We start from the raw sequence: 20,094 nt of genomic DNA, 5'->3' as shown, positions 1-20,094 counted from the left end.
TGCAACACTTATGCCAAGATTACCGCCACGGGGCCGCCTCGAACTCGAAGCTGTCGCGTTGCTGCAGGTCATCGCGCTGCCAGATCACGCGATCGCGGCGCACGGTGAGCATCCACGTGGTGGTCTCGCGCGGATGCGTGGTGTCGAACGCGCGCGGCGTCAGCACGGCGGCGGCACGGCCGTGCAGGGGATCGCGCGCCGACGAGTAGCGAATCGCGCCGACACCCGCCTCGCGCGCGAGGCGCGCGAAGGCCTGGCAGGCCGCATAGTCCCTGGCATGCATCCATCGCGCGGCATCTTCGTCGTCCTCGGTGAAGGGTGGCATGTCGAGCGCGATGCCCTGCGTGTGCACGCTGACCTGAAACAGCGTCTGCGCGCGCGCATCGATGCGCGGCAGATCGGGACTGTCCAGCAGAAAGCGCCAGCGCCAGTAACCGAGCTCCGCGCACGCGGTGCGAATCTCGTCCGCGCCATAGAACACGCCCGGATCCTGTGCCGCGCGAAAGCGCGAAGCGCGGCTGGCGTCGGGCGAACCGGTGGGATAGCGGAACGGCGTGAACATCAGGTAGTGCAGGGCCTGCGCGTCGTGCGGCACGTGCGGCTTGCCGGCTTCGAGCACGCGCTCCAGCACGGCCTGCTCCTCGAGGCTGTCCACGAGCGGCATGGTGGACACCACGTGCTGGGCCTCCACCGCCCGCCACAGGAGGAGCGCGCACGGCTGGCGCTCAGATGCGACCGCGGGTGGCGTCCAGGTAGTGCACGACACGTACGAGACCTTCGGTGGTGCGGATCAGTTCGAGCGGCTTGCCGCCGAGCGCGAGGTTGTCATGCGTGAGCCAGAGCCGGGCCTGCTCGTCGTGGCCGAGGATCGCATCGAGCGAGCGGAACAGGCGCACGAACAGTACGCCGAACTCCCATTCCTTGCGGTGCGCATCGAGGATATAGCCCCCCGAGGCCATGCGCGACACGGACGCCGTGCTGATGCCCAGCACGCTGGCGATCACGGCCTGGCTGATGCCCAGGAATGCCGCTGCCCGCATGACGGCCTTGGTCAACGTGGTGCCCGGGTCCGGTGTGCCCGCCGGTTCTGTCTCCGGGATCTGCGTGGGCTGCATCGTTGCTCCTGAAGAACGGCGCGTGACTTGTCGCCTGACGTGTCATATTTCTTCAGAAACATTATAGGCGGGCCGTTTCAGAAGGGAAGCGGGCGCGGGGTGGGGTTTTCAGTAGGTCTCCAGATGCAACCGGCCCTCCGCGCGCAGCGTTGCCTCGATGGCGGGCCAGTCGAGCCCCCGGGCCGCGCAGACATCGGCGAACGCGGCGAGCACGCCGTCCTCCATGTCTCTGAGCCCACAGACATAGACATGCCCGTGCGGGTCGCAGAGCAACGCGGCCACGCTTGCGGCGGCCTGCCGGATCGCGTCCTGCACGTAGCGGCGCGGCACGGCGGGGTCGCGCGAGAACGCGAAATGGATCTCGAGAAAATCCTTCGGCAGCTTCTGCAGGGGACCGAAGTAGGGCAGCTCTGCCTGATTGCGGGCGCCGAAGAACAGCACGCGCCGGCCCTCGAACTGTCCGCGCAGGCGGCGCATGCGCTCGGTCATCGCGCGCATCGGGGCGGATCCGGTGCCCGTGCAGATCATCATCACGCTCGCTTCGCGATGGTTCGGCATCAGAAACCTGGTGCCGAACGGGCCGACCACCTGGACCGTGTCCCCTTTGGCGAGGTCGCACAGAAAATGAGAGGCGACGCCACGAACGGGCTGGCCGTCGTGATCGCGATCGACGCGCTTCACGGTCAGCGCAAGGTTGTTGTAGCCCGGCCGCTCGCCGTCGCGCGGGCTGGCGACGGAGTACATGCGGATGTAGTGCGGCCTGCCTTGCGCATCGGTGCCCGGCGGCACGATTCCGATCGACTGGCCTTCGAGCACGGGGAAGAACTGGCTGCCGAAGTCGAGCACGATATGGTGGATATCGCTCGAGGCGCCCGCGTCCGTCAGGCGATAGTTGCCGGCGACGGTGGCGGTGATGGGGGCGCGCACGCCGTGCAGGTTCGCGTAGGGGTGCGCGGCCGACCATGGCGCGCGGGGGGACGTGTGGCGGCTCGTTTCCACCGCCTGCACCGCATCTGCCGCAGGGGGTGCGGGCACCTCGTCTTGTTCCTCTCCGTGTCCCTCCTGGTGTCCCTGCTCTGGCAACGCATCCCACTCCAGTTGTGCATCGATCGGGTACGCGCGCTCACGCGGCAGCGTGCGCCAGTTATCGATCGCGCCCGTCGGACAGGGCGACAGGCACGCCCCGCAGCCGTTGCAGACGTCGGCCTTGACGACGTAGTTGCGCGCATCGTGCGTGATGGCGCCGATGGGACACGTGTCTTCGCACGTGTTGCAGCGGATGCAGATCTCCGGATCGATCAGATGCTGCCGGATCACCTCAGTTGAAGCGGACATAGGCGAAGTCCATCGGCTGGCGATTGATGCCGACGGCCGGGGGCGCGATCCAGCCGGCATAGCGGCCGGGCTCGGTCACGCGGCCCATCAGCGAAGCGACGAACGCGCGATCTTCGTCCGTGGCCAGCCACTCGCGCTGCCGCGCCTGCCATTCGGCTTCGCCGATCAGCGTGCCCTCGGGCGTGACGCGCGCGTTGGACAGCGTGCCGATCCGGCGGTTGAACGCCTTGTGCGGCACCGAGAGGCGGAACGGAATGCCGGCCTTCTCGATGACCTTGTTCCAGCGCGCCACGCCACCCATCGAGTCCCGGATGTAGTCGTCGCGCAGCACTTCGTTGAGCGCATTGAGCATCGGCACCTCGCGTTCGACGATGCGGCCATCCTGCACATCGAGGACGCGGTAGACGTCGTGCTTGAGCACATGGTCGTCGTCGCGTTTGCTTTCCTCGAAGCGGCCCTTGAGGCCTGCGCTGTAGAACGTGGCGGCATTCGACGACTGGTCCGCGCCGAACAGGTCGATGGTCACGCTGTAATGGAAGTTGAGGTAGCGCTGGATGGTTTGCAGGTCGATCACGCCCGCCGCGCGCACGTCGGCCGGTTCGTGGATGTCACGCTCGCGCATGACGTCGCAGGTGCGCTGGATGGCGCGCGACACGCCCGACTCGCCGACGAACATATGATGCGCTTCCTCGGTCAGCATGAAGCGCGTGGTGCGCGCCAGCGGATCGAAGCCCGACTCCGCGAGCGCGCACAGCTGGAACTTGCCGTCCCGATCCGTGAAGTACGTGAACATGAAGAACGCGAGCCAGTCGGGCGTGCGCTCGTTGAACGCCCCGAGGATGCGGGGATTGTCCTCGTCGCCCGAACGGCGGCCGAGCAGCGCTTCCGCTTCCTCGCGGCCATCGCGGCCGAAGTAGCGGTGCAGCAGGTACACCATCGCCCACAGGTGACGGCCTTCTTCCACGTTGACCTGGAACAGGTTGCGCAGGTCGTAGAGCGAGGGCGCCGTCAGCCCGAGGTGGCGCTGCTGCTCGACCGATGCGGGCTCGGTGTCGCCTTGCGTGACGATGATGCGGCGGAGGTTGGCGCGGTGTTCGCCCGGTACGTCCTGCCACGCGGCCTCGCCCTTGTGCTCGCCGAAATGGATGCGCCGTTCGGGGTCGCTCGGCGGGAGGAAGATGCCCCAGCGGTAGTCGGGCATTTTCACGTAGTCGAAATGCGCCCAGCCGGAAGGATCGACGGAGGTCGCCGTGCGCAGGTACACGTCGTGCGCATGCGATCCCTCCGGGCCCATGTCGCGCCACCAGTCGAGGAACGCCGGCTGCCAGTGTTCGAGCGCGCGCTGCAACGCGCGGTCGTCGGCGAGGTGGACGTTGTTCGGAATCTTCTGGTTGTAGTCGATGCTCACGGGCTGCCTCCTCGTTGTGTTCTCGCCAGACGCGGTCCCCGATCTAGACGCGGTCCCGATCGAAGCGCGCCTTGTTGCCAGTGCCGAACACCTTGAGCGCACCGTGCTCGCCCACCGCGTTGGGCCGGTTGAAGATCCAGTTCTGCCATGCGGAGAGCCGGCCGAAGATGCGCGTCTCCATCGTCTCGCGCGGACCGAAGCGCAGGTTGGCTTCGAGGCCGGTCAGCGCGTCCGGCGACAGGCTCGCGCGCTCCTCGAGCGCGAGGCGGATCTCGTCGTCCCAGTCGATATCGTCGGGCGCCATCGTGACGAGGCCGAGCGCTTCGGCTTCGCGCGCGCCGACCGCCGTGCCGATGCGGGCGCGGGCGGCGTCGATCGGGGCGGGCTCGCCATAGAAGCGCGCGGTCATGCGGGACAGCCCGTTGGGCATCGGATAGCGGCCGAAGTTGGCCGCGTGCGGCGTGACGGTATTGCTGTCGCCGTCGAGCATGTAGCCGCGGTCGGCGGCCAGGGCGAGTTCGAGCAGCGTGCCGGCGAAGCAGGAGCCGGGCTCGATCAACGCGATGAGGCTGCGCGAAGAGACATCGAGCCGCGCCAGCGTGCGGCGCAGCAGGCCGGTGGTCTCCCGCACGAACCAATGACTGGCGTGCTTGTCGAGCGAGGCATCGGCGGCGAGCACTTGCCTGGCATCGCCCGCGGTGCGCAGAACCCAGATGCCGATATCGGGATGGTTCGTGCGCAGCATCAGGATGGCATCGTCGAGCTCGCGCGCCATCTTCAGCGGCCACCATTGCGCGCCGGCCGCGACGATATCTTCGAGGTCCGCCGGCGGCGCGGCGTCCGGCGCGCGGACAGTCAGCGTGGCGCGCCGCGTCTGACGATCGAGCGTGACGGTTACCGTCTCGTAGCGATAACAATCGTCATCGATGATGCGCGAGAGCGGGGTGAGCGGAATACCCGTGGCGCCGGCGGGGCGGTCGCTCCGTGCGGCGAGTTCGCGCGCGCGGATCCGCACGTGTTCGGCGAAGCGCGCGGGTTTGACCACCTCATCGACCAGCCGCCAGTCTCGCGCGCGTTGTCCGCGCACGCCTTCCGTCGTCAGGCAGAAGATATCGGCATGGTCGCGCCGCACGTGGCGCTTGTCCGTGAGCCGCGTGAGGCCGCCCGTGCCGGGCAGCACGCCCAGCAGGGGCACTTCCGGCAGGCTCACGGCGGACGAACGGTCGTCGACGAGCACGATCTCGTCGCACGCGAGCGCGAGCTCGTACCCGCCGCCGGCGGTGGTGCCGTTGCACGCGGCGATGAACGTCAGCCCCGAATGGCGGCTGCTGTCCTCGATGCCGTTGCGGGTCTCGTTCGTGAACTTGCAGAAGTTGACCTTCCACGCGTGGGTGGACTTGCCGAGCATGAAGATGTTGGCGCCCGAGCAGAACACGCGGTCTTTCGCGCTCGTGATGACGACGCTGCGGACCTCGGGGTGCTCGAAGCGGATGCGCTGCAGGGCGTCGTGCAGTTCGATGTCGACGCCGAGGTCATAGGAGTTCAGCTTGAGCGCGTAGCCGGGGCGGAGTCCGCCGGCTTCGTCGACATCCATGGTCAGCGTGGCGACCGCACCGTCGAAGGTCAGGCGCCAGTGGCGATAGCGGTCCGGATGGCGGTCGAATAGAACGCGTTCCGACTCGGTTGAGGGGAACACCGAGGGTTCGGACACCTGCGGGGCGAGGGCCGGCGTGGACATGGGGGCGCGTCTCCTTCATGCACTATAGTGCTTCGCATATTGCGATGAAATATAGTGCAGCGATGGGGTAGGCGCAAGGGTCGGCCAGTCAGGCGTTTTCCCGTAGTCGTTCGCGCAACGTCCGCAGCGAGGTGCCGGCGTCCTGGCCGCTCGTGTCGATCGTCAGATCGGCCCGCGCATAGAGCGGCGAACGCGCCTGGAGGATCCGGCGCAAATCCGTCATCGCTTCCCGATTGCCCTCCATGGGTCGCATGTCGCCCTGCGCGACCACGCGGGCCATATGCTCCTCGGGCGAAGTACGCACCCAGATCGTGAAGCAATGGGACAAGAGCAGGTTGAACGTGGCGGGCTCCGACACGAGGCTGCCCGGCGTGGCCAGTACCATCGTCTCGTGCTCGCGCAGCACGCGTTCGAGCGCGCGCATTTCGTAGCGGCGGTAGGCCGCCTGCCCATAAAGCGAGTGGATCTCCGACAGGCTCGCGCCCGCCTCGCGTTCGATGGCCGTGTTGAGTTCGACGAAAGGCATGTTCTCGGCGCTCGCCAGCGCGCGGCCCAGCGTCGATTTGCCCGCCCCGCGCAGGCCGATCAGCGCGATGCGCCGGTGGCGCGCGGCCGGCGAGGCCGTTGGCGACAGCGCCTGCCGCGCGGCCTCGCGCACCCGCGCGAGGCCGTGGGCCGGCAGTTGCGCGAGCCATTGCACGAGCTGCGAGAACTCGGCTGCCCGCTGGCCGGGATGCGTGCCGTGACCGCCCTGCGTGCCGTGGACGGCCTGCGTTCCCTGGACAGCCTGTGGCAGGGACGCCGACAAAGGCGCGGCACTCCCCGCACCGTCCGCGAGGCCATCCGCCCGCATGTCCACCTCCGCGAGCACCACGGGCAACGGCACGTCGAGCGCGCGCGCCACCTCGCGGAGCAGCAGCACGGAGGCATTGCCGGTACCGGTTTCCAGATTGGCCAGGTAGCGTTCCGACACGTCGGCGCCCCGCGCCAGGTCCTTGCGGGACATGCCACGCGCCGCGCGCAGCGAGCGGATGCGCTCGCCGAGCTGCGTCAGATAGGGGTCGCGCGCCGCGGGGGCGGCGGGGGAGGTCGCGTCGGCACCCGTGGCGCGGTCGGTGGCGCGGTCGGGGGGGGCGGCGGAGCCGGGTCTGTCGTCGTGTCGTTGCTGCGGATCGCGGCGCATGCGGGATGGTGTCGATGGTGTGTCGGTCACATCTGGCCGCATTATAAGGCGCGGCGTTCGGGGCGGCGTTCGGGGCGGGGCACAGGATATCCTGCGTTTAGTGTCATATAGTGCATACCCTCGCTTGAATAATGGTTGGCATGAAATAAACTGCATCGACATGGCAGCTTAGGCTGCCGGCACAACAACATCACGACCCGCCGGTCCAGCGAGCGGGCCGCAGGAGTGGAGACATGACGCCCCCCGTCACTGCCAAACTGCTTGCCGGAGCCCGATCCAGCCCGCCGGACCAAGCCGCCACTGGGAGTGGCCATTCCGGCGTGGATGCCCCCACCAGTGTTGGCCCCAGCCTCGGCACCCGCGCCGGCACCGCTGCCGCCCCCAGCGCTGACTCCATTACCCAACTCCCGCCGCGCTACAACGCCGCGCACGACCTGCTGTCCCGGAACCTTGCCGCAGGGCGCGGCAACAAGGTGGCCTACCTCGACGATGAGGGTGCCACCACCTATGCCGAGCTGGATGCGCGGTGCCGCGCATTCGCGGCGGCGCTGCGTCGGGCGGGATACCGGCGCGAAGAACGCGTGCTGGTCTGCGCGCTCGACACGATCGACTTCCCCACGGTGTTTCTTGGCTGCCTGCTGGCGGGCGTGGTGCCCGTCGCGGTCAACACGCTGCTGACCGCCGACGACTACGCCTATATGCTCGAGCACAGCGGCGCGCGTGCCGTGGTGGTATCGGGCACGCTGCTGCCGTGCATGCAAGCGGCGTTCGACAAGCTGGGCGCGACACCCGCCACGCCTGCTGGACCGGACCTCATCGTCGCGCGTCCCGGCGACGAAGACCACGCCCCGCGGACCGTCAGCGCGATGCTCGCTGCCGTCGATGCGGACCCTGCCGACGCGGACCCGCCGGTTGTGCCCCCCGCTGCGCCCTCCGTCGCTCCCGAGGTCGCTCCCGAGGTCGCTCCCGAGGTCGCTCCCGAGGTCGCTCCCCACGTCGCTCCAACCGGTCCCGACGACATGGCCTTCTGGCTCTACTCGTCGGGCTCCACGGGCCGTCCCAAGGGCACCGTCCACACGCATGGCAACCTGTTCCATACGGCGGACCTGTACGCCCGCCGGGTTCTCGGCCTGCGCGAGGACGACGTCGTGTACTCCGCGGCCAAGCTGTTCTTCGCCTATGGGCTTGGCAATGCGCTGACGTTTCCGCTCTCGGTCGGCGCGACGACCGTGCTGATGGCCGAACGGCCCACGCCGCAAGCCGTGTTCCGCTGCCTGACCCAGCATCGGCCGACGGTATTCTGCGGCGTACCGACACTGTTCGCGGGCATGCTCGCGGCCACCGGCCTGCCCACCCGCGGGGACGTCGCGATGCGCATCTGCACTTCCGCCGGCGAGGCGCTGCCGCGCGACATCGGCGACCGGTTCCTCGCGCATTTCGGTTGCGACATTCTGGACGGCATCGGTTCCACCGAGATGCTGCACATCTTCCTGTCCAACCGTCCGGGCGACGTCCGTTACGGCACCACGGGCAAGCCCGTGCCTGGCTACGAGCTCAGGCTGCTCGACGAGCAGGGCGCGCCGTGCGCGGCCGGTGAAATTGGCGATCTCTATATCAAGGGCCCCACCGCCGCGCTGATGTACTGGTGTCATAACGACAGCGATCGCGACCGCAACCGCGAGGTATTCGTCGGCGGCTGGACGCGCAGCGGCGACAAGTACGTGCGGGACGCCGATGGTTATTACACCTACGCGGGGCGCAGCGACGACATGCTCAAGGTCGGCGGCATCTATGTCTCGCCGTTCGAGGTGGAAGCCGCGCTCGCGCAGCATCCTTCCGTGCTGGAGGCCGCGGTTATCGGCGTGACCGATGCCGATGCGCTGGTCAAGCCCAAGGCGTTCGTCGTGCTGCGTCCCGGCATGGCGTGGCACGACGGCATGGCGGCCGAGTTGCAGGCATTCGTGAAGTCGCGGCTCGCTCCCTATAAATATCCGCGCCAGATCGAGTGCGTGGACGAACTGCCGAAGACGGCGACGGGCAAGATCCAGCGGTTCCGGCTGCGTCAGCGAGAGGCGGCCCTGGGCGCCGAACGTGCCGAACGTGCGGAACGTGCCGAACGTCGCGGTCGCGCCGCCCAATGACCGGGGGCGCGCGCGTGGGGGATGACCGGGTCACGATTCCATTCGACGGCCGGCGGATCGATATCGAGATCGCATGGGTACGACCGGAACACGCGCACCGCCCGGACCGCCCGCTCGTGGTGTTCCTGCACGAGGGCCTTGGCTCCGTCAGCATGTGGCGCGACTACCCGCGCATGCTCTGCGAGGCGGGCGACCTGCGCGGGCTCGTGCTGTCGCGCTATGGCTACGGCCGGTCCACGCCGCGCCCGCATGACGAGAAGTGGGGCGCGGACTTCATGCACCGGCAGGCGCGCGAGGCGCTGCCCGCGCTGTTCGACGCGCTGGAGATCGGTCCGGGCCGGCGGCATGGCAAGCCGTGGCTGCTGGGGCACAGCGATGGCGGGTCCATCGCGCTCATCCATGCGGCCAGTTTCCCGGACGCCGTGGCGGGCCTGATCGTGCTGGCGCCGCATACCGTCGTCGAAGACATCTCCGTCCGCAGCATCGCGGAGACGCGCCGGGCATACCTCGAGACCGACCTGCGAACGCGGCTGGCGCGCTATCACGACGACGTCGACTCCGCGTTCTGGGGCTGGAACGATATCTGGCTCGATCCCGCCTTCCGCCAATGGGACCTCCGCCCGCTGCTGCCCGCCATCGCGTGCCCCGTGCTGGCCGTGCAGGGCGAGGACGACGCGTACGGCACGATGGCCCAGATCGAGGGTATCCATCGATATGCCCCGCGCGCCTCGCTGCTTAAACTCGCGCGCTGTGGACACTCGCCCCATCGCGACCAGCCGGCGCGATTGACCGAGGCGGCGGTCGACTTCATCACGACGCACACCTGATACATCCGGCCGGCGCCCGGGCACCGGGCGCACAGGCTCTGGCCCGAGACCGACAGGAGAACACCGATGCATCGCCGTCCGCCGCCAATGCTGACGCTCACCGTCGCGGCCGCGCTCGCGTGGGGGACGGCCGTCTCGTACGCCCCGCTCGCGCGGGCCCAGGCCCCTTCCGGCAAGATCAAGGTCGGTTTCATGCTGCCGTACACGGGTACGTACGCGGCGCTGGGCACGGCCATCGAGAACGGCTTCCGGCTCTACGTGCATGAGCAGGGCGGCAGGCTCGGGGGCAGGGAGGTCGAATACTTCAAGGTGGACGACGAATCGGACCCCGCCAAGGCGCCCGAGAACGCGTCCAGGCTCGTCAAGCGCGATCAGGTCGACGTGGTCGTCGGGACCGTCCATTCGGGCGTGCAGATGGGCATCGTCAAGGTCGTGAAGGAGACCAACACGCTGCTGATCATCCCGAACGCGGGCGTCGATGAGGCCACCGGTCCGCTGTGCGGCCCCAACATCTTCCGATCGTCGTTCTCCAACTGGCAGCCGGGATATGCCATGGGTCAGGTGGTCGCATCGCGCGGGCTCAAGCGCGTGGTCACGCTTACATGGAAGTACGCGGCCGGAGAGCAATCCGTGAAAGGCTTCAAGGAGGCGTTCGAGTCCAGGGGCGGCAAGGTCGTCAAGGAACTGAGCCTGCCATTCCCGAACGTCGAGTTCCAGGCGCAGATCACCGAGATCGCATCGCTCAAGCCCGATGCGGTCTTCGTGTTCTTCGCGGGCGGCGGCGCCGTCAAGTTCGTCAGGGATTGGGCGGCCGCGGGGCTCAAGGACAAGATTCCGCTGTTCGCGTCGGGCTTCCTGACCGATGGCACGCTCGAGGCACAGGGCGCGGCCGCGCAGGGCCTCGAGACCACGCTGCACTATGCGGACGGCCTGACCAACGCGCGCGACAAGGCCTTTCGCCTCGAGTACGCCAAAGCGTACAAACTGCAGCCCGATGTGTATGCGGTGCAGGGCTACGATGCCGCGCAGCTGCTCGCGGCCGGCGCCACGGCGGTCAAGGGCGACATGACGCGCAAGGCGGACGTCTACAAGGCGATGGAGGCCGCGCGCGTGGACAGCCCGCGTGGTGCGTTCACCCTGTCCAGGGCGCACAATCCCGTGCAGGACTTCTATCTGCGCAAGGTGGACGGCCGCGAGAACAAGGTCGGCGGCGTGGCGGTACGCGCGCTCGCCGATCCGGCGCGCGGCTGCCGTCTGTAACGCGGGAAAGCGGTTGGCATGGACCTGGGTATGGACGTCGTGTCGTTTCTGATTCAGTGCCTGAACAGCGTGCAGTACGGCCTGCTCCTGTTTCTCGTGGCGAGCGGGCTCACGCTGATCTTCGGGATCATGGGCGTGATCAACCTCGCCCATGGCAGCTTCTACATGCTCGGTGCATATCTGGCCTTCACGCTGGCCAGCCTCACGGGCAGCCTGTTCGTCGCGCTGCCGCTGGGCATCGTGCTGGCCATCGTGTTCGGGTATGTCCTCGAATGGCTGTTCTTCAGCTACCTGTACCAGCGTGACCATTTGCAACAGGTGCTGATGACCTATGGCCTGATCCTCGTCTTCGAGGAACTGCGCAGCATTCTCGTCGGCGACGACGTGCATGGCGTGCCCATCCCCGCGCTGCTCGACGGTGCGCTGCCCATCGGCAACGACATGACCTATCCGGTGTATCGCCTGTTCATCTCCGCCGTCTGCCTGCTGGTGGCCGGAGCGATGTACTACGTCCTGCGCCATACGCGGCTGGGCATGACGATTCGCGCGGGCGCCGCCAATCGCGAGATGGTGCAGTCGCTCGGTATCAACGTCACGCTGCTGTACCGGCTGGTGTTCGCGCTGGGCGTGGCGCTGGCGGTGCTCGCGGGCATGATCGCGGCACCGGTCTCCTCCGTATATCCCGGGATGGGCGGGCAGGTGCTCATCGTTTGCTTCGTCGTGGTCGTGATCGGCGGCATCGGCTCCGTCAAGGGCGCGCTGGTGGCGTCGTTGTTGCTGGGGTTTGTCGATACCTTCGGCAAGGTGTTCTGGCAGGACGCCGCGGGCGTGCTGATCTACCTGCTGATGGCGGTCATTCTGCTCTGGAAGCCGCAGGGTCTGTTCCGGGCGGGCTGACGATCATGACTTCCCCGTTCCAGACGCCGTCGTCTCCGCACCGCCGCGCGTGGCTGCATGGGCTGGGCTGGCTTGCCACGTTCGCGATACTCGGCGCCGCGCCCTTCGTGCTGACGGCGGACAGCCACCGCTTCTACATCGAGCTGCTCAGCAAGGTGATGATCATGGCGATCTTCGCGTTGTCGCTGCAGTTGCTGATTGGCTATACGGGGCTCGTGAGCCTCGGCCATGCGGCTTACTTCGCGGTCGCGGCCTATGCCACGGCGATGCTCTCGCCGCAGGGGGAAGCCGGTAACGGCTGGCTGCTGCTGATCGGCGCGCTGGGCGCTTCCGCCACGCTGGCAATGGCGGTGGGGATGCTGGTGCTGCGCACGCGCGGTGTGTACTTCATCATGGTGACGCTGGCGTTCGCGCAGATGGTGTACTTCGTCTTCCACGACACGAAGATCGCGGGCGGGAGCGATGGGACGTATATCTACTTCCGGCCCGAGTTCGGACTGCTGAGCGAGCGGCCGATCTCGGTCAACGATCCGGCGGTGTTCTATTGGCTCGTGCTGGCGGCGCTGGTCGTCACGGTAGGGGCGCTGGCGATGCTGCTGCGGTCGCGCTTCGGGCATGCGCTCGTCGGCATTCGGCACAACGAGCAGCGCATGCGGGCGGCGGGGTATGCGACTTACCGCTACCAGCTTGGGGCGTTCGTCGCGGGCGGGGTCTTTGCCGGGCTTGCGGGATTTCTCTATGCGATCCAGTTCGGATTCGTGAATCCCGAGATCGCGTCGTGGCATCAGTCCGGGAACGCGATGCTGATGGTGATTCTCGGCGGCGTCGGCAGCCTGGCGGGCGCCGTGCTTGGGGCGTTTTCGTTCGTGCTGCTGGCCGAGTGGTTCGGCAGCCTGACCAGGCACTGGCAACTGCTGATGGGCGGCTTCATCATCGTCGCGGTGGCGCTGCTGCCGAAGGGGCTGGTCAGTGTGCCGGCGGTATTGCGGCAGCGCGGGCGCAGGCGGGAAGACCCCGCACAGGCCACGGCGCGGCGGGAGCGGGAGGCCATATGATCGATCCGCTGGTGCCGCCCGTGCTGCAGGCCGAACGGCTGACGCGTCGGTTCGGCGGGCTCCTTGCCGTCAACGAGGTAGACCTGAGCGTCGGGCTGCACGAGATTCATGCGGTCATCGGGACCAATGGCGCGGGCAAGTCGACGCTGATCAATATGCTGTCGGGCGAGCTGCCGCCATCGTCGGGCAGGCTGCAGCTGCAGGGCGAGGACGTGACGGGCTGGGATCAGCCGCGGCTTGCGCGCAGCGGCATTGGCCGTAGCTACCAGCGCAACAACATCTTTCTGCCGCTGACCGTACGCGAAAACTGCCGGCTGGCCGCGCAGTCCCGCGCGCAGCGGGCATGGCGGCTCTGGGAGCCCGCGCAGTCCTGCCGTACGAGCCGCGCGCTGGCCGACGAAGCGCTCGAACGCGCGGGGCTCGCGGTGCATGCGGATCGTGTGGCGAGCGAACTCGCGCATGGGCAGAAGCGGCAGCTCGAGGTGGCGATGTGCCTGGCCACGCAGCCCGTGGCGTTGCTGCTGGACGAACCGCTTGCGGGCATGGGCGCGGAAGAGTCGTCGCGCATGCTCGAACTGCTGCGCGGACTGCGCGACGAGCATGCCATCGTGCTCGTCGAGCACGACATGGAGGCGGTCTTCGCGGTGGCCGACCGCATCACGGTGATGGTCAACGGTAGTGTCATCGCCTCCGGCGAGCCAGCCGACATTCGGGCCAATCGCGAGGTTCAGCTGGCGTATCTCGGCGAGATGGACGATGCGGCGATCACCGGAGAGGCGGAATGACGGCGGACATCATCGCGGCCACGGGCATCCATGCGTGGTACGAATCGAGTCATGTTCTGCGCGGCATCGACTTCCGGGTGGGCGCCGGCGAAACCGTCGGGCTGCTGGGCCGCAATGGCATGGGCAAGAGCACGCTGCTGCGAACGCTGCTCGGCCACGTGCGCCAGCGCGAAGGTACCATCCTCGTCGCCGGACGAGACCGATCGCGCGCGCAACCGCATGAAGTCGCCCGGCTAGGTGTCGCCTATGTCCCCGAAGGACGTGGCATCTTTCCGAATCTGAGCGTGCGCGAAAACCTGATCATGGCCGCCCGCGCGGGCGTCGATGGCCGCCGTGACTGGGACGAGGCGCGCGTGCTGGCGCTGTTCCCCCGTCTGGCGGAGCGGCTGTCTCATGGCGGCCAGCAGCTGTCCGGCGGCGAACAGCAGATGCTGTCGATCGGCCGCGCGCTGATGACCAACCCCGCTTGTCTCGTGCTCGACGAAGCGACCGAAGGCCTCGCGCCCATGATCGTGCGCGAAATCTGGCGCGTGATCGCGACCGTGCGCGCGTCCGGCATCGCCGCCGTGGTGGTGGATCGCAACTATCGCGCCGTGCTCGACCATGCCGACCGTGTGGTTGTGCTCGAGAAAGGCCAGGTCGTTGCCGCCGGAGACGCGAAGGACCTCGCCGCCAGCCCCACCGTCCTCGACCGCCTGCTTGGCGTGTAACCCAAGTCGATATGTCGTCACAATATGGCGACAACCCCGGCCCTGTCGCGGGCCCGCAACAACCGCATCAAGCGCCGCCGACCTTGACCTCCCCTGCGCCGCACACCATGCTTGACGCGTCGACCGCGCCACTCGCGGGTCCGACCGGGGTGCCCAGCAGTGGTCGTAACGGTGCACTTCCTCTAGAATGGCGCGCAATTGTGCAATGCAATAGACATCCACATCGAAGAAGGCGATAAGCCCGACGGACCGGAACCACTTGCGTGAGAGAGAACCCGCCGATGCGTCGCCGAGACCTCAGGTCCCGGCGAGGGCGGGCAGTGAGGCGCTGACCGGTCCATCACACCCTGACCATGACCACCCAATCCGCAACCAGTCATTACTTCGTCGAAAGTCCGAGCACGCGCGCGCTCGTCCTCGGTGCCATCGGCGTGGTGTTCGGTGACATCGGCACCAGCCCGCTCTACGCGCTCAAGGAGTGCTTCAGCCAGGAACATGGCATCCCGTTCAGCCCCGATGCCGTGCTTGGCGTCATCTCGATGCTGTTCTGGGCCATGATCATCGTGGTCTCGCTCAAGTACGTCGTGTTCGTGATGCGGGCCGACAACAATGGGGAGGGCGGGGTGCTCGCCCTGATGGCCCTCGTGCTGCGGACCGCGGCGCCGCGGTCGCGGAAGGCGCGGCTGCTGATGATGCTGGCGATCTTCGGCGCCTGCATGTTCTACGGGGATGCGGTGATCACGCCGGCCATCTCCGTGCTGTCGGCGGTGGAGGGCCTCGAGGTCGCGGCGCCGCAGCTGTCGCATTTCGTGATCCCGATCACGCTGATCATCCTGATCGCGCTATTCCTGATCCAGCGGCACGGGACGGCGGCCGTGGGCAAGCTGTTCGGGCCGATCATGATCGTCTGGTTCGTCACGCTGGGCCTGCTCGGCATCTACAACGTGATGCAGTCGCCGGAGATCTTCAAGGCGATCAACCCCTGGTATGGCGTTAACTTCCTGATCGAGCATTCGCTGCAGGCGTTCATCGTCCTCGGCGCGGTGTTCCTCGTGCTGACGGGGGCGGAAGCGCTCTACATCGACATGGGTCATTTCGGCGCGCGGCCGATCCGCATCGGCTGGTTCATCCTCGTGATGCCGAGCCTGATGCTCAACTACTTCGGCCAGGGCGCGATGCTCCTGCTGCATCCGGAAGCCGCCAGCAATCCGTTCTACCTGATGGTCCCGGGCCCGCTGCTGCTGCCGATGGTGCTGCTGGCCACCTGCGCCACGGTCATCGCCTCGCAGGCCGTGATCTCGGGCGCGTTCTCGCTGACCAGCCAGGCGATCCAGCTCGGCTTCGTGCCGCGCATGCGCATCCGCTACACGTCGGCCGCGGAAATGGGCCAGATCTACCTGCCGGTGATCAACTGGATCCTGCTGGTGCTCGTGGTGGCGGTGGTCATTTCGTTCAAGAAGTCGGAGAACCTTGCCGCCGCGTACGGCATCGCGGTGACCACGACGATGCTGATCACGACGTTCCTCGCGGGCTTCGTGATGCGCAGTGTCTGGAAGTGGAACCCCGTGTTCGTCACGCTGCTGAGCGCGGGCTTCCTGCTGGTGGACCTCACGTTCTTCTCGGCCAACCTGCTGAAGGTGGCGGAGGGCGGCTGGTTCCCGCTGCTGATGGGCAGCGCGGCGTTCTTCCTGCTGATGACCTGGTACAGCGGCCGCAAGCTGCTGCGCGCGCGCAGTCTGGAGGACGGCATTCCGCTGGAGCCGTTTATCGCGGGCCTGCTCGCCCATCCGCCGCATCGGGTGGAGGGGACGGCGGTGTTCCTGACCGGCAATACGGAGTCGGTGCCGGTGTCGCTGCTGCACAACCTGAAGCACAACCGCGTCCTGCACGAGCGCGTGGTCTTCCTGAGCTTCGTCACGCGGGACATCCCGTATGTGGACGACGATCACCGGTTGACGTGCAAGGATCTTGGAGGTGGGGTGTTCATCCTGAAGTCCGAGTATGGCTTCAAGGAAACCCCGGACGTCCAGCGCGTGCTCGACCTTGCCCAGCGCAAGCTGAACATGGAGTTCGAGCTGATGGAAACCTCGTTCTTCATCGCCCGCGAGTCGGTGATTCCGTCGAAACTGCCGGGGATGTCGATGTGGCGCGAAAGCTTGTTCGCGTGGATGCATCAGAACGGCGCGAAACCGTCGGACTTCTTTTCGATTCCGGCGAACCGTGTGGTGGAGTTGGGGACGAAGGTCGAGATCTAGCAAGCCCCGAGGGTTTGCTCCCCTCTCCTTTACTTTTAGGGAGAGGGGAGAGGGGGAGATGCGGTGGGGAGAGCGGTTACCGCTTCAGCTTGGCGAAGGCCGCTGCCATGGCGCCCGCCGGTTCCGCCTCCCGGCGGCCACCGCCGCCGAAGTTCTTGCCGCCGCCATGGCGTTGACCGCCCCGGTCGCCACCCCGATCGCCGCCGCCCGTGCGAGGCGCGGCCTGTCCCGGTTCGTCGTCCAGCCGCATCGTCAGGCCAATCCGGTTGCGCTTGACGTCCACTTCCATCACCTTGACCTTCACGATCTGGCCGGCCTTGACCACCTCGTGCGCGTCCTTGACGAACTTCGTCGACAGCGCCGAGATGTGAACCAGGCCGTCCTGGTGCACGCCGATATCGACGAACGCGCCGAACGCGGCCACGTTGGTAACCACGCCTTCGAGCACCATGCCCGGCTGCAGGTCCTTCACGTCCTCCACGCCGTCCTGGAACGTCGCGGTCTTGAACTCCGGACGCGGATCGCGTCCCGGCTTCTCCAGTTCGCCGATGATGTCCCGCACCGTCGGCAGGCCGAAGGTCTCGTCGGTGAACTGCTGCGCCGATAATCCACGCAGCGCCTCGCGGTTGCCCATCACGTCGGACAGGCCCTTCTTGATGTGGTCCAGAATCCGCTGCACCACCGGATACGCTTCCGGGTGCACCGACGACCGGTCGAGCGGATTGTCGCCCGTGTTGATCCGCAGAAAGCCCGCTGCCTGCTCGAACGTCTTGTCGCCGAGGCGCGGCACCTTCCTGAGCGCCTCGCGGTTGGAGAACGCGCCGTTGGCATCGCGGAACTCCACGATATTGCGCGCCAGCACCGTGTTCAGCCCCGACACCCGCGCGAGCAGCGGCGCCGAGGCGGTATTCACATCGACACCCACCGCGTTCACGCAGTCCTCGACCACGGCGTCCAGCGCCCGCGCCAGCTCGCGCTGGTTCACGTCGTGCTGGTACTGGCCCACCCCGATCGACTTCGGATCGATCTTGACGAGTTCGGCCAGCGGATCCTGCAGACGGCGCGCGATCGACACCGCGCCGCGCAGCGATACGTCGAGGTCCGGGAATTCCTTGGCCGCGAGCTCGGACGCCGAGTACACCGAAGCGCCGGCCTCGCTCACCACGATCTTGGTCAGCTTGAGTTCGGGCATGTTGCGCATCAGGTCCTGCACGAGCTTGTCGGTCTCGCGGCTGGCCGTGCCGTTGCCGATCGACACCAGCGCCACGCCATGTTGCTTTGCCATGCGCGCCATCGTGGCGAGCGATCCGTTCCAGTCGCGGCGCGGCTCATGCGGATAGATCGTCGCGGTTTCCAGCAGCTTGCCCGTGGCATCGACCACGGCGATCTTGCAGCCCGTGCGGATGCCCGGGTCCACGCCCATCACGGCCTTCGGGCCGGCAGGCGCGGCCAGCAGCAGTTCGTGCAGGTTGCGGCCGAACACCTTGATCGCCTCGTTCTCGGCGGTTTCGCGCAGCTGCGTCAGCAGTTCGGTCTCCAGATGCGGCTGCACCTTGACGCGCCAGCACCAGCGGCACACGTCGCCGAGCCACTTGTCGGCAGGGCGGTTCAGGTTCTGGATGCCCACATGGCGCGCGATCATGCCTTCGCATGGATGCGGCACCATCGCGTCCTGTTCCTCGCCAAGGCCGAGTTTGACCATCAGCACACCCGCATTGCGGCCACGGAAGAGCGCCAGCGCGCGATGCGACGGCACCGTGCGGATGGTCTCGCTGTACTGGTAGTAGTCGCGGAATTTCTCTTCCTCGGCGGTCTCCTTGCCTTCCATCACGGTGGAAGTCACCACGCCGTTGTTCCACAGATGCTCGCGGAGCTTGCCGAGCAGGTCGGCGGTTTCCCCGAACTGTTCGGACAGGATGTCGCGCGCGCCATCGAGCGCGGCCTTGACGTCGGGCACGCCGCCGTCCGCGGTCGGGTTGCCGTTGACGAACTTGGTCGCCTCGGCCTGCGGGTCCAGCGTCGGGTCGGCGAGCAATGCCTGCGCCAGCGGCTCCAGGCCGCATTCGCGCGCGATCTGGGCGCGCGTGCGGCGCTTCGGCTTGTAGGGGAGGTACAGATCCTCGAGCGTCTGCTTGGTATCGGCGGCCTCGATGGCGGCGCGCAGCTCGTCGGTCAGCTTGCCCTGTTCCTCGATCGAGGCGAGGATCGTCGCGCGGCGGTCTTCCATGTCGCGCAGATACAGCAGGCGCTCTTCGAGATTACGCAGCTGCGTGTCATCCAGATTGCCGGTCACTTCCTTGCGGTAGCGGGCGATGAAGGGCACGGTCGCGCCTTCGTCCAGCAGTTCCACGGCCGCGGCCACCTGACGGGGCTGCACGGACAGTTCGGTCGCAATCAGCGAAACAATCTTTTGCGTGACGGAAGCAGGCAAGTTGGACATCGGGAAAACAGTCGGTCGAAAGCGGGGCATTTTGCCACAAGCGCGACGGCGGTCCAGTGACGTAAGGCGTGCTTTTGCATCGTTGTTCGTGACGAGGCGCCCGCGGGACGGCCGAGGGAGTGCCGAGGGAGTGCCGGATGCTAGAATCGCGACCATGATCGTGACCTTCCGAATGGCTGCCATCGCCGGCCGTATGCCTCCCATGCTCCGTCCCTTGCTCGCGCTGAGCCTGCTGCTGGCCGCGGCGATCGCGCCCCTGTCCACCGCGTATGCGCAGGCTTCCGCGCCGCAGGGGGCGGAGGTGCCCGTCAAGCGCGACTTCGAAGGCGAACGCAAGGCGATCGGCGATGCGCGCGCCTGGACGAACTACCGGTTCGCGCTCGCCGAGCGCGAGTGCTACAGCAAGTTTCTGGTGAACCGCTGCATCGAGAAGGCGCAGGATGAGCAGCGCGCGGAACTGCACGTGCTACGCAAGCGCGAACTCGATGTCGGCGACGCGGAGCGCGCTTACAAGGCCGCCACGCGCGACCGCGAGCAGGCGATCCGCCGCGCCGAGTACGAAGCGGGCCAGCCGGGCCGCGCGGCCAACGAGGCGGCGAGCCGCGCCGCCTATGACCGCAAGCAGCAGGAGCAGCAGTTGCGCGACGCGCAGCGCGCCGCCGATGCGCCGTCCCGCGCCGCGAATGCGCAGGCATTCCAGCAGAAGCAGGCCGATTTCGACGCGCGCGTGAAGGAGGCCCAGCAGAAGGGCGCCGAGCAGGCGCGTCAGCGGCAGGAGAACGTCAAGGCGTTCGAAGAGAAGCAGCGGCAGGCCGCCGAGCGTCAGAAGGCGCTGGACGAGCGCCGCGAGAACGCGAAGCAGAAGCAGAATCCGGGTGGCAGCACGCCGAGCCCGTTCGGGTTCTGAGCGGGCCGCAGGTTGGACGCGCAGGTTGGAAGATACGG

The 20,094-nt window shown here is 67.3% G+C and carries 16 protein-coding genes; 9 read left to right on the top strand and 7 right to left on the bottom strand.

Annotated features, from left to right (window positions below):
• Positions 1 to 19 precede the first annotated feature (19 nt).
• The 6 genes from KHP16_RS08640 to KHP16_RS08615 all read right to left on the bottom strand — a co-directional run bounded on the left by KHP16_RS08640 (position 20) and on the right by KHP16_RS08615 (position 6,779).
• A complete protein-coding gene (locus KHP16_RS08640; RefSeq protein WP_181366072.1) occupies positions 20 to 766 on the bottom strand; it encodes an RES family NAD+ phosphorylase in 747 nt (248 codons plus the stop codon).
• Entirely contained in the window at positions 726 to 1,115 is a 390-nt protein-coding gene (locus KHP16_RS08635; protein WP_109580827.1) for an antitoxin Xre/MbcA/ParS toxin-binding domain-containing protein, read from the bottom strand. The genes KHP16_RS08640 and KHP16_RS08635 overlap by 41 nt, the downstream gene beginning before the upstream one ends.
• Before the next feature lie 108 nt (positions 1,116 to 1,223).
• Positions 1,224 to 2,450: a benzoyl-CoA 2,3-epoxidase subunit BoxA gene (gene boxA / locus KHP16_RS08630; RefSeq protein ID WP_211959946.1), complete on the bottom strand. Its 1,227-nt coding sequence runs from the start codon at positions 2,448 to 2,450 to the stop codon at positions 1,224 to 1,226.
• Positions 2,434 to 3,858, bottom strand: a complete 1,425-nt coding sequence (boxB, locus tag KHP16_RS08625; protein ID WP_211959945.1) for a benzoyl-CoA 2,3-epoxidase subunit BoxB — start codon at positions 3,856 to 3,858, stop codon at positions 2,434 to 2,436. Before boxB ends, boxA begins: the two co-directional genes overlap by 17 nt.
• A gap of 43 nt (positions 3,859 to 3,901) precedes the next feature.
• Positions 3,902 to 5,596 (bottom strand): 2,3-epoxybenzoyl-CoA dihydrolase, encoded by a 1,695-nt coding sequence (gene boxC, locus KHP16_RS08620; protein ID WP_211959944.1) that lies wholly within the window; start codon positions 5,594 to 5,596, stop codon positions 3,902 to 3,904.
• A gap of 88 nt (positions 5,597 to 5,684) precedes the next feature.
• A complete protein-coding gene (locus KHP16_RS08615; RefSeq protein ID WP_244835689.1) occupies positions 5,685 to 6,779 on the bottom strand; it encodes a helix-turn-helix transcriptional regulator in 1,095 nt (364 codons plus the stop codon).
• Positions 6,780 to 7,012: 233 nt separating this feature from the next.
• Between KHP16_RS08615 and KHP16_RS08610 the strand changes: the two genes are divergently transcribed.
• From KHP16_RS08610 to KHP16_RS08575, 8 genes are all read left to right on the top strand, one after another.
• Positions 7,013 to 8,920: a benzoate-CoA ligase family protein gene (locus KHP16_RS08610; RefSeq protein WP_211959943.1), complete on the top strand. Its 1,908-nt coding sequence runs from the start codon at positions 7,013 to 7,015 to the stop codon at positions 8,918 to 8,920.
• On the top strand, positions 8,917 to 9,747 hold the full coding sequence (locus tag KHP16_RS08605) for an alpha/beta fold hydrolase (protein ID WP_121490771.1): 831 nt from the start codon (positions 8,917 to 8,919) through the stop codon (positions 9,745 to 9,747). The genes KHP16_RS08610 and KHP16_RS08605 overlap by 4 nt, the downstream gene beginning before the upstream one ends.
• Positions 9,748 to 9,813: 66 nt before the next feature.
• Positions 9,814 to 11,007 (top strand): ABC transporter substrate-binding protein, encoded by a 1,194-nt coding sequence (locus KHP16_RS08600; protein WP_115952443.1) that lies wholly within the window; start codon positions 9,814 to 9,816, stop codon positions 11,005 to 11,007.
• A 30-nt stretch (positions 11,008 to 11,037) separates the two neighbouring features.
• A complete protein-coding gene (locus KHP16_RS08595; protein WP_115952897.1) occupies positions 11,038 to 11,904 on the top strand; it encodes a branched-chain amino acid ABC transporter permease in 867 nt (288 codons plus the stop codon).
• Between the two features lie 5 nt (positions 11,905 to 11,909).
• A complete protein-coding gene (locus KHP16_RS08590; RefSeq protein WP_211959942.1) occupies positions 11,910 to 12,959 on the top strand; it encodes a branched-chain amino acid ABC transporter permease in 1,050 nt (349 codons plus the stop codon).
• Positions 12,956 to 13,744, top strand: a complete 789-nt coding sequence (locus KHP16_RS08585) for an ABC transporter ATP-binding protein (protein WP_211959941.1) — start codon at positions 12,956 to 12,958, stop codon at positions 13,742 to 13,744. Before KHP16_RS08590 ends, KHP16_RS08585 begins: the two co-directional genes overlap by 4 nt.
• A complete protein-coding gene (locus KHP16_RS08580) occupies positions 13,741 to 14,454 on the top strand; it encodes an ABC transporter ATP-binding protein (RefSeq protein WP_121490773.1) in 714 nt (237 codons plus the stop codon). The genes KHP16_RS08585 and KHP16_RS08580 overlap by 4 nt, the downstream gene beginning before the upstream one ends.
• 353 nt (positions 14,455 to 14,807) lie before the next feature.
• Positions 14,808 to 16,709 (top strand): potassium transporter Kup, encoded by a 1,902-nt coding sequence (locus KHP16_RS08575; protein WP_109580837.1) that lies wholly within the window; start codon positions 14,808 to 14,810, stop codon positions 16,707 to 16,709.
• Between the two features lie 76 nt (positions 16,710 to 16,785).
• On the opposite strand, the gene KHP16_RS08570 is transcribed toward KHP16_RS08575, so the two are convergent.
• Positions 16,786 to 19,149 (bottom strand): Tex family protein, encoded by a 2,364-nt coding sequence (locus tag KHP16_RS08570; RefSeq protein ID WP_109580838.1) that lies wholly within the window; start codon positions 19,147 to 19,149, stop codon positions 16,786 to 16,788.
• A gap of 202 nt (positions 19,150 to 19,351) precedes the next feature.
• On the opposite strand from KHP16_RS08570, the gene KHP16_RS08565 reads away from it, so the two are divergent.
• Positions 19,352 to 20,056 (top strand): hypothetical protein, encoded by a 705-nt coding sequence (locus KHP16_RS08565; protein WP_211959940.1) that lies wholly within the window; start codon positions 19,352 to 19,354, stop codon positions 20,054 to 20,056.
• The last annotated feature ends 38 nt before the right edge of the window (positions 20,057 to 20,094 follow it).

Origin of the sequence: Cupriavidus plantarum (assembly GCF_905397285.1) — a bacterium.
GTDB classification, from domain to species: Bacteria; Pseudomonadota; Gammaproteobacteria; order Burkholderiales; family Burkholderiaceae; genus Cupriavidus; species Cupriavidus plantarum.
Note: the sequence above shows the minus strand (reverse complement) of the source record. Positions and strands in the feature narration are given on the sequence as shown.

Bases quoted from the DNA above. Each gene is read 5' to 3' on its own strand.
- KHP16_RS08635 (WP_109580827.1), bottom strand. From the start codon at position 1,115: ATGCAGCCCACGCAGATCCCGGAGACAGAACCGGCGGGCACACCGGAC.
- boxA (WP_211959946.1), bottom strand. From the start codon at position 2,450: ATGTCCGCTTCAACTGAGGTGATCCGGCAGCATCTGATCGATCCGGAG.
- KHP16_RS08575 (WP_109580837.1), top strand. From the start codon at position 14,808: ATGACCACCCAATCCGCAACCAGTCATTACTTCGTCGAAAGTCCGAGC.
- KHP16_RS08590 (WP_211959942.1), top strand. From the start codon at position 11,910: ATGACTTCCCCGTTCCAGACGCCGTCGTCTCCGCACCGCCGCGCGTGG.
- KHP16_RS08605 (WP_121490771.1), top strand. From the start codon at position 8,917: ATGACCGGGGGCGCGCGCGTGGGGGATGACCGGGTCACGATTCCATTC.
- KHP16_RS08595 (WP_115952897.1), top strand. From the start codon at position 11,038: ATGGACGTCGTGTCGTTTCTGATTCAGTGCCTGAACAGCGTGCAGTAC.
- KHP16_RS08600 (WP_115952443.1), top strand. From the start codon at position 9,814: ATGCATCGCCGTCCGCCGCCAATGCTGACGCTCACCGTCGCGGCCGCG.
- KHP16_RS08585 (WP_211959941.1), top strand. From the start codon at position 12,956: ATGATCGATCCGCTGGTGCCGCCCGTGCTGCAGGCCGAACGGCTGACG.
- KHP16_RS08570 (WP_109580838.1), bottom strand. From the start codon at position 19,149: ATGTCCAACTTGCCTGCTTCCGTCACGCAAAAGATTGTTTCGCTGATT.
- KHP16_RS08580 (WP_121490773.1), top strand. From the start codon at position 13,741: ATGACGGCGGACATCATCGCGGCCACGGGCATCCATGCGTGGTACGAA.
- KHP16_RS08610 (WP_211959943.1), top strand. From the start codon at position 7,013: ATGACGCCCCCCGTCACTGCCAAACTGCTTGCCGGAGCCCGATCCAGC.
- boxC (WP_211959944.1), bottom strand. From the start codon at position 5,596: ATGTCCACGCCGGCCCTCGCCCCGCAGGTGTCCGAACCCTCGGTGTTC.
- KHP16_RS08615 (WP_244835689.1), bottom strand. From the start codon at position 6,779: ATGCGCCGCGATCCGCAGCAACGACACGACGACAGACCCGGCTCCGCC.
- KHP16_RS08565 (WP_211959940.1), top strand. From the start codon at position 19,352: ATGCTCCGTCCCTTGCTCGCGCTGAGCCTGCTGCTGGCCGCGGCGATC.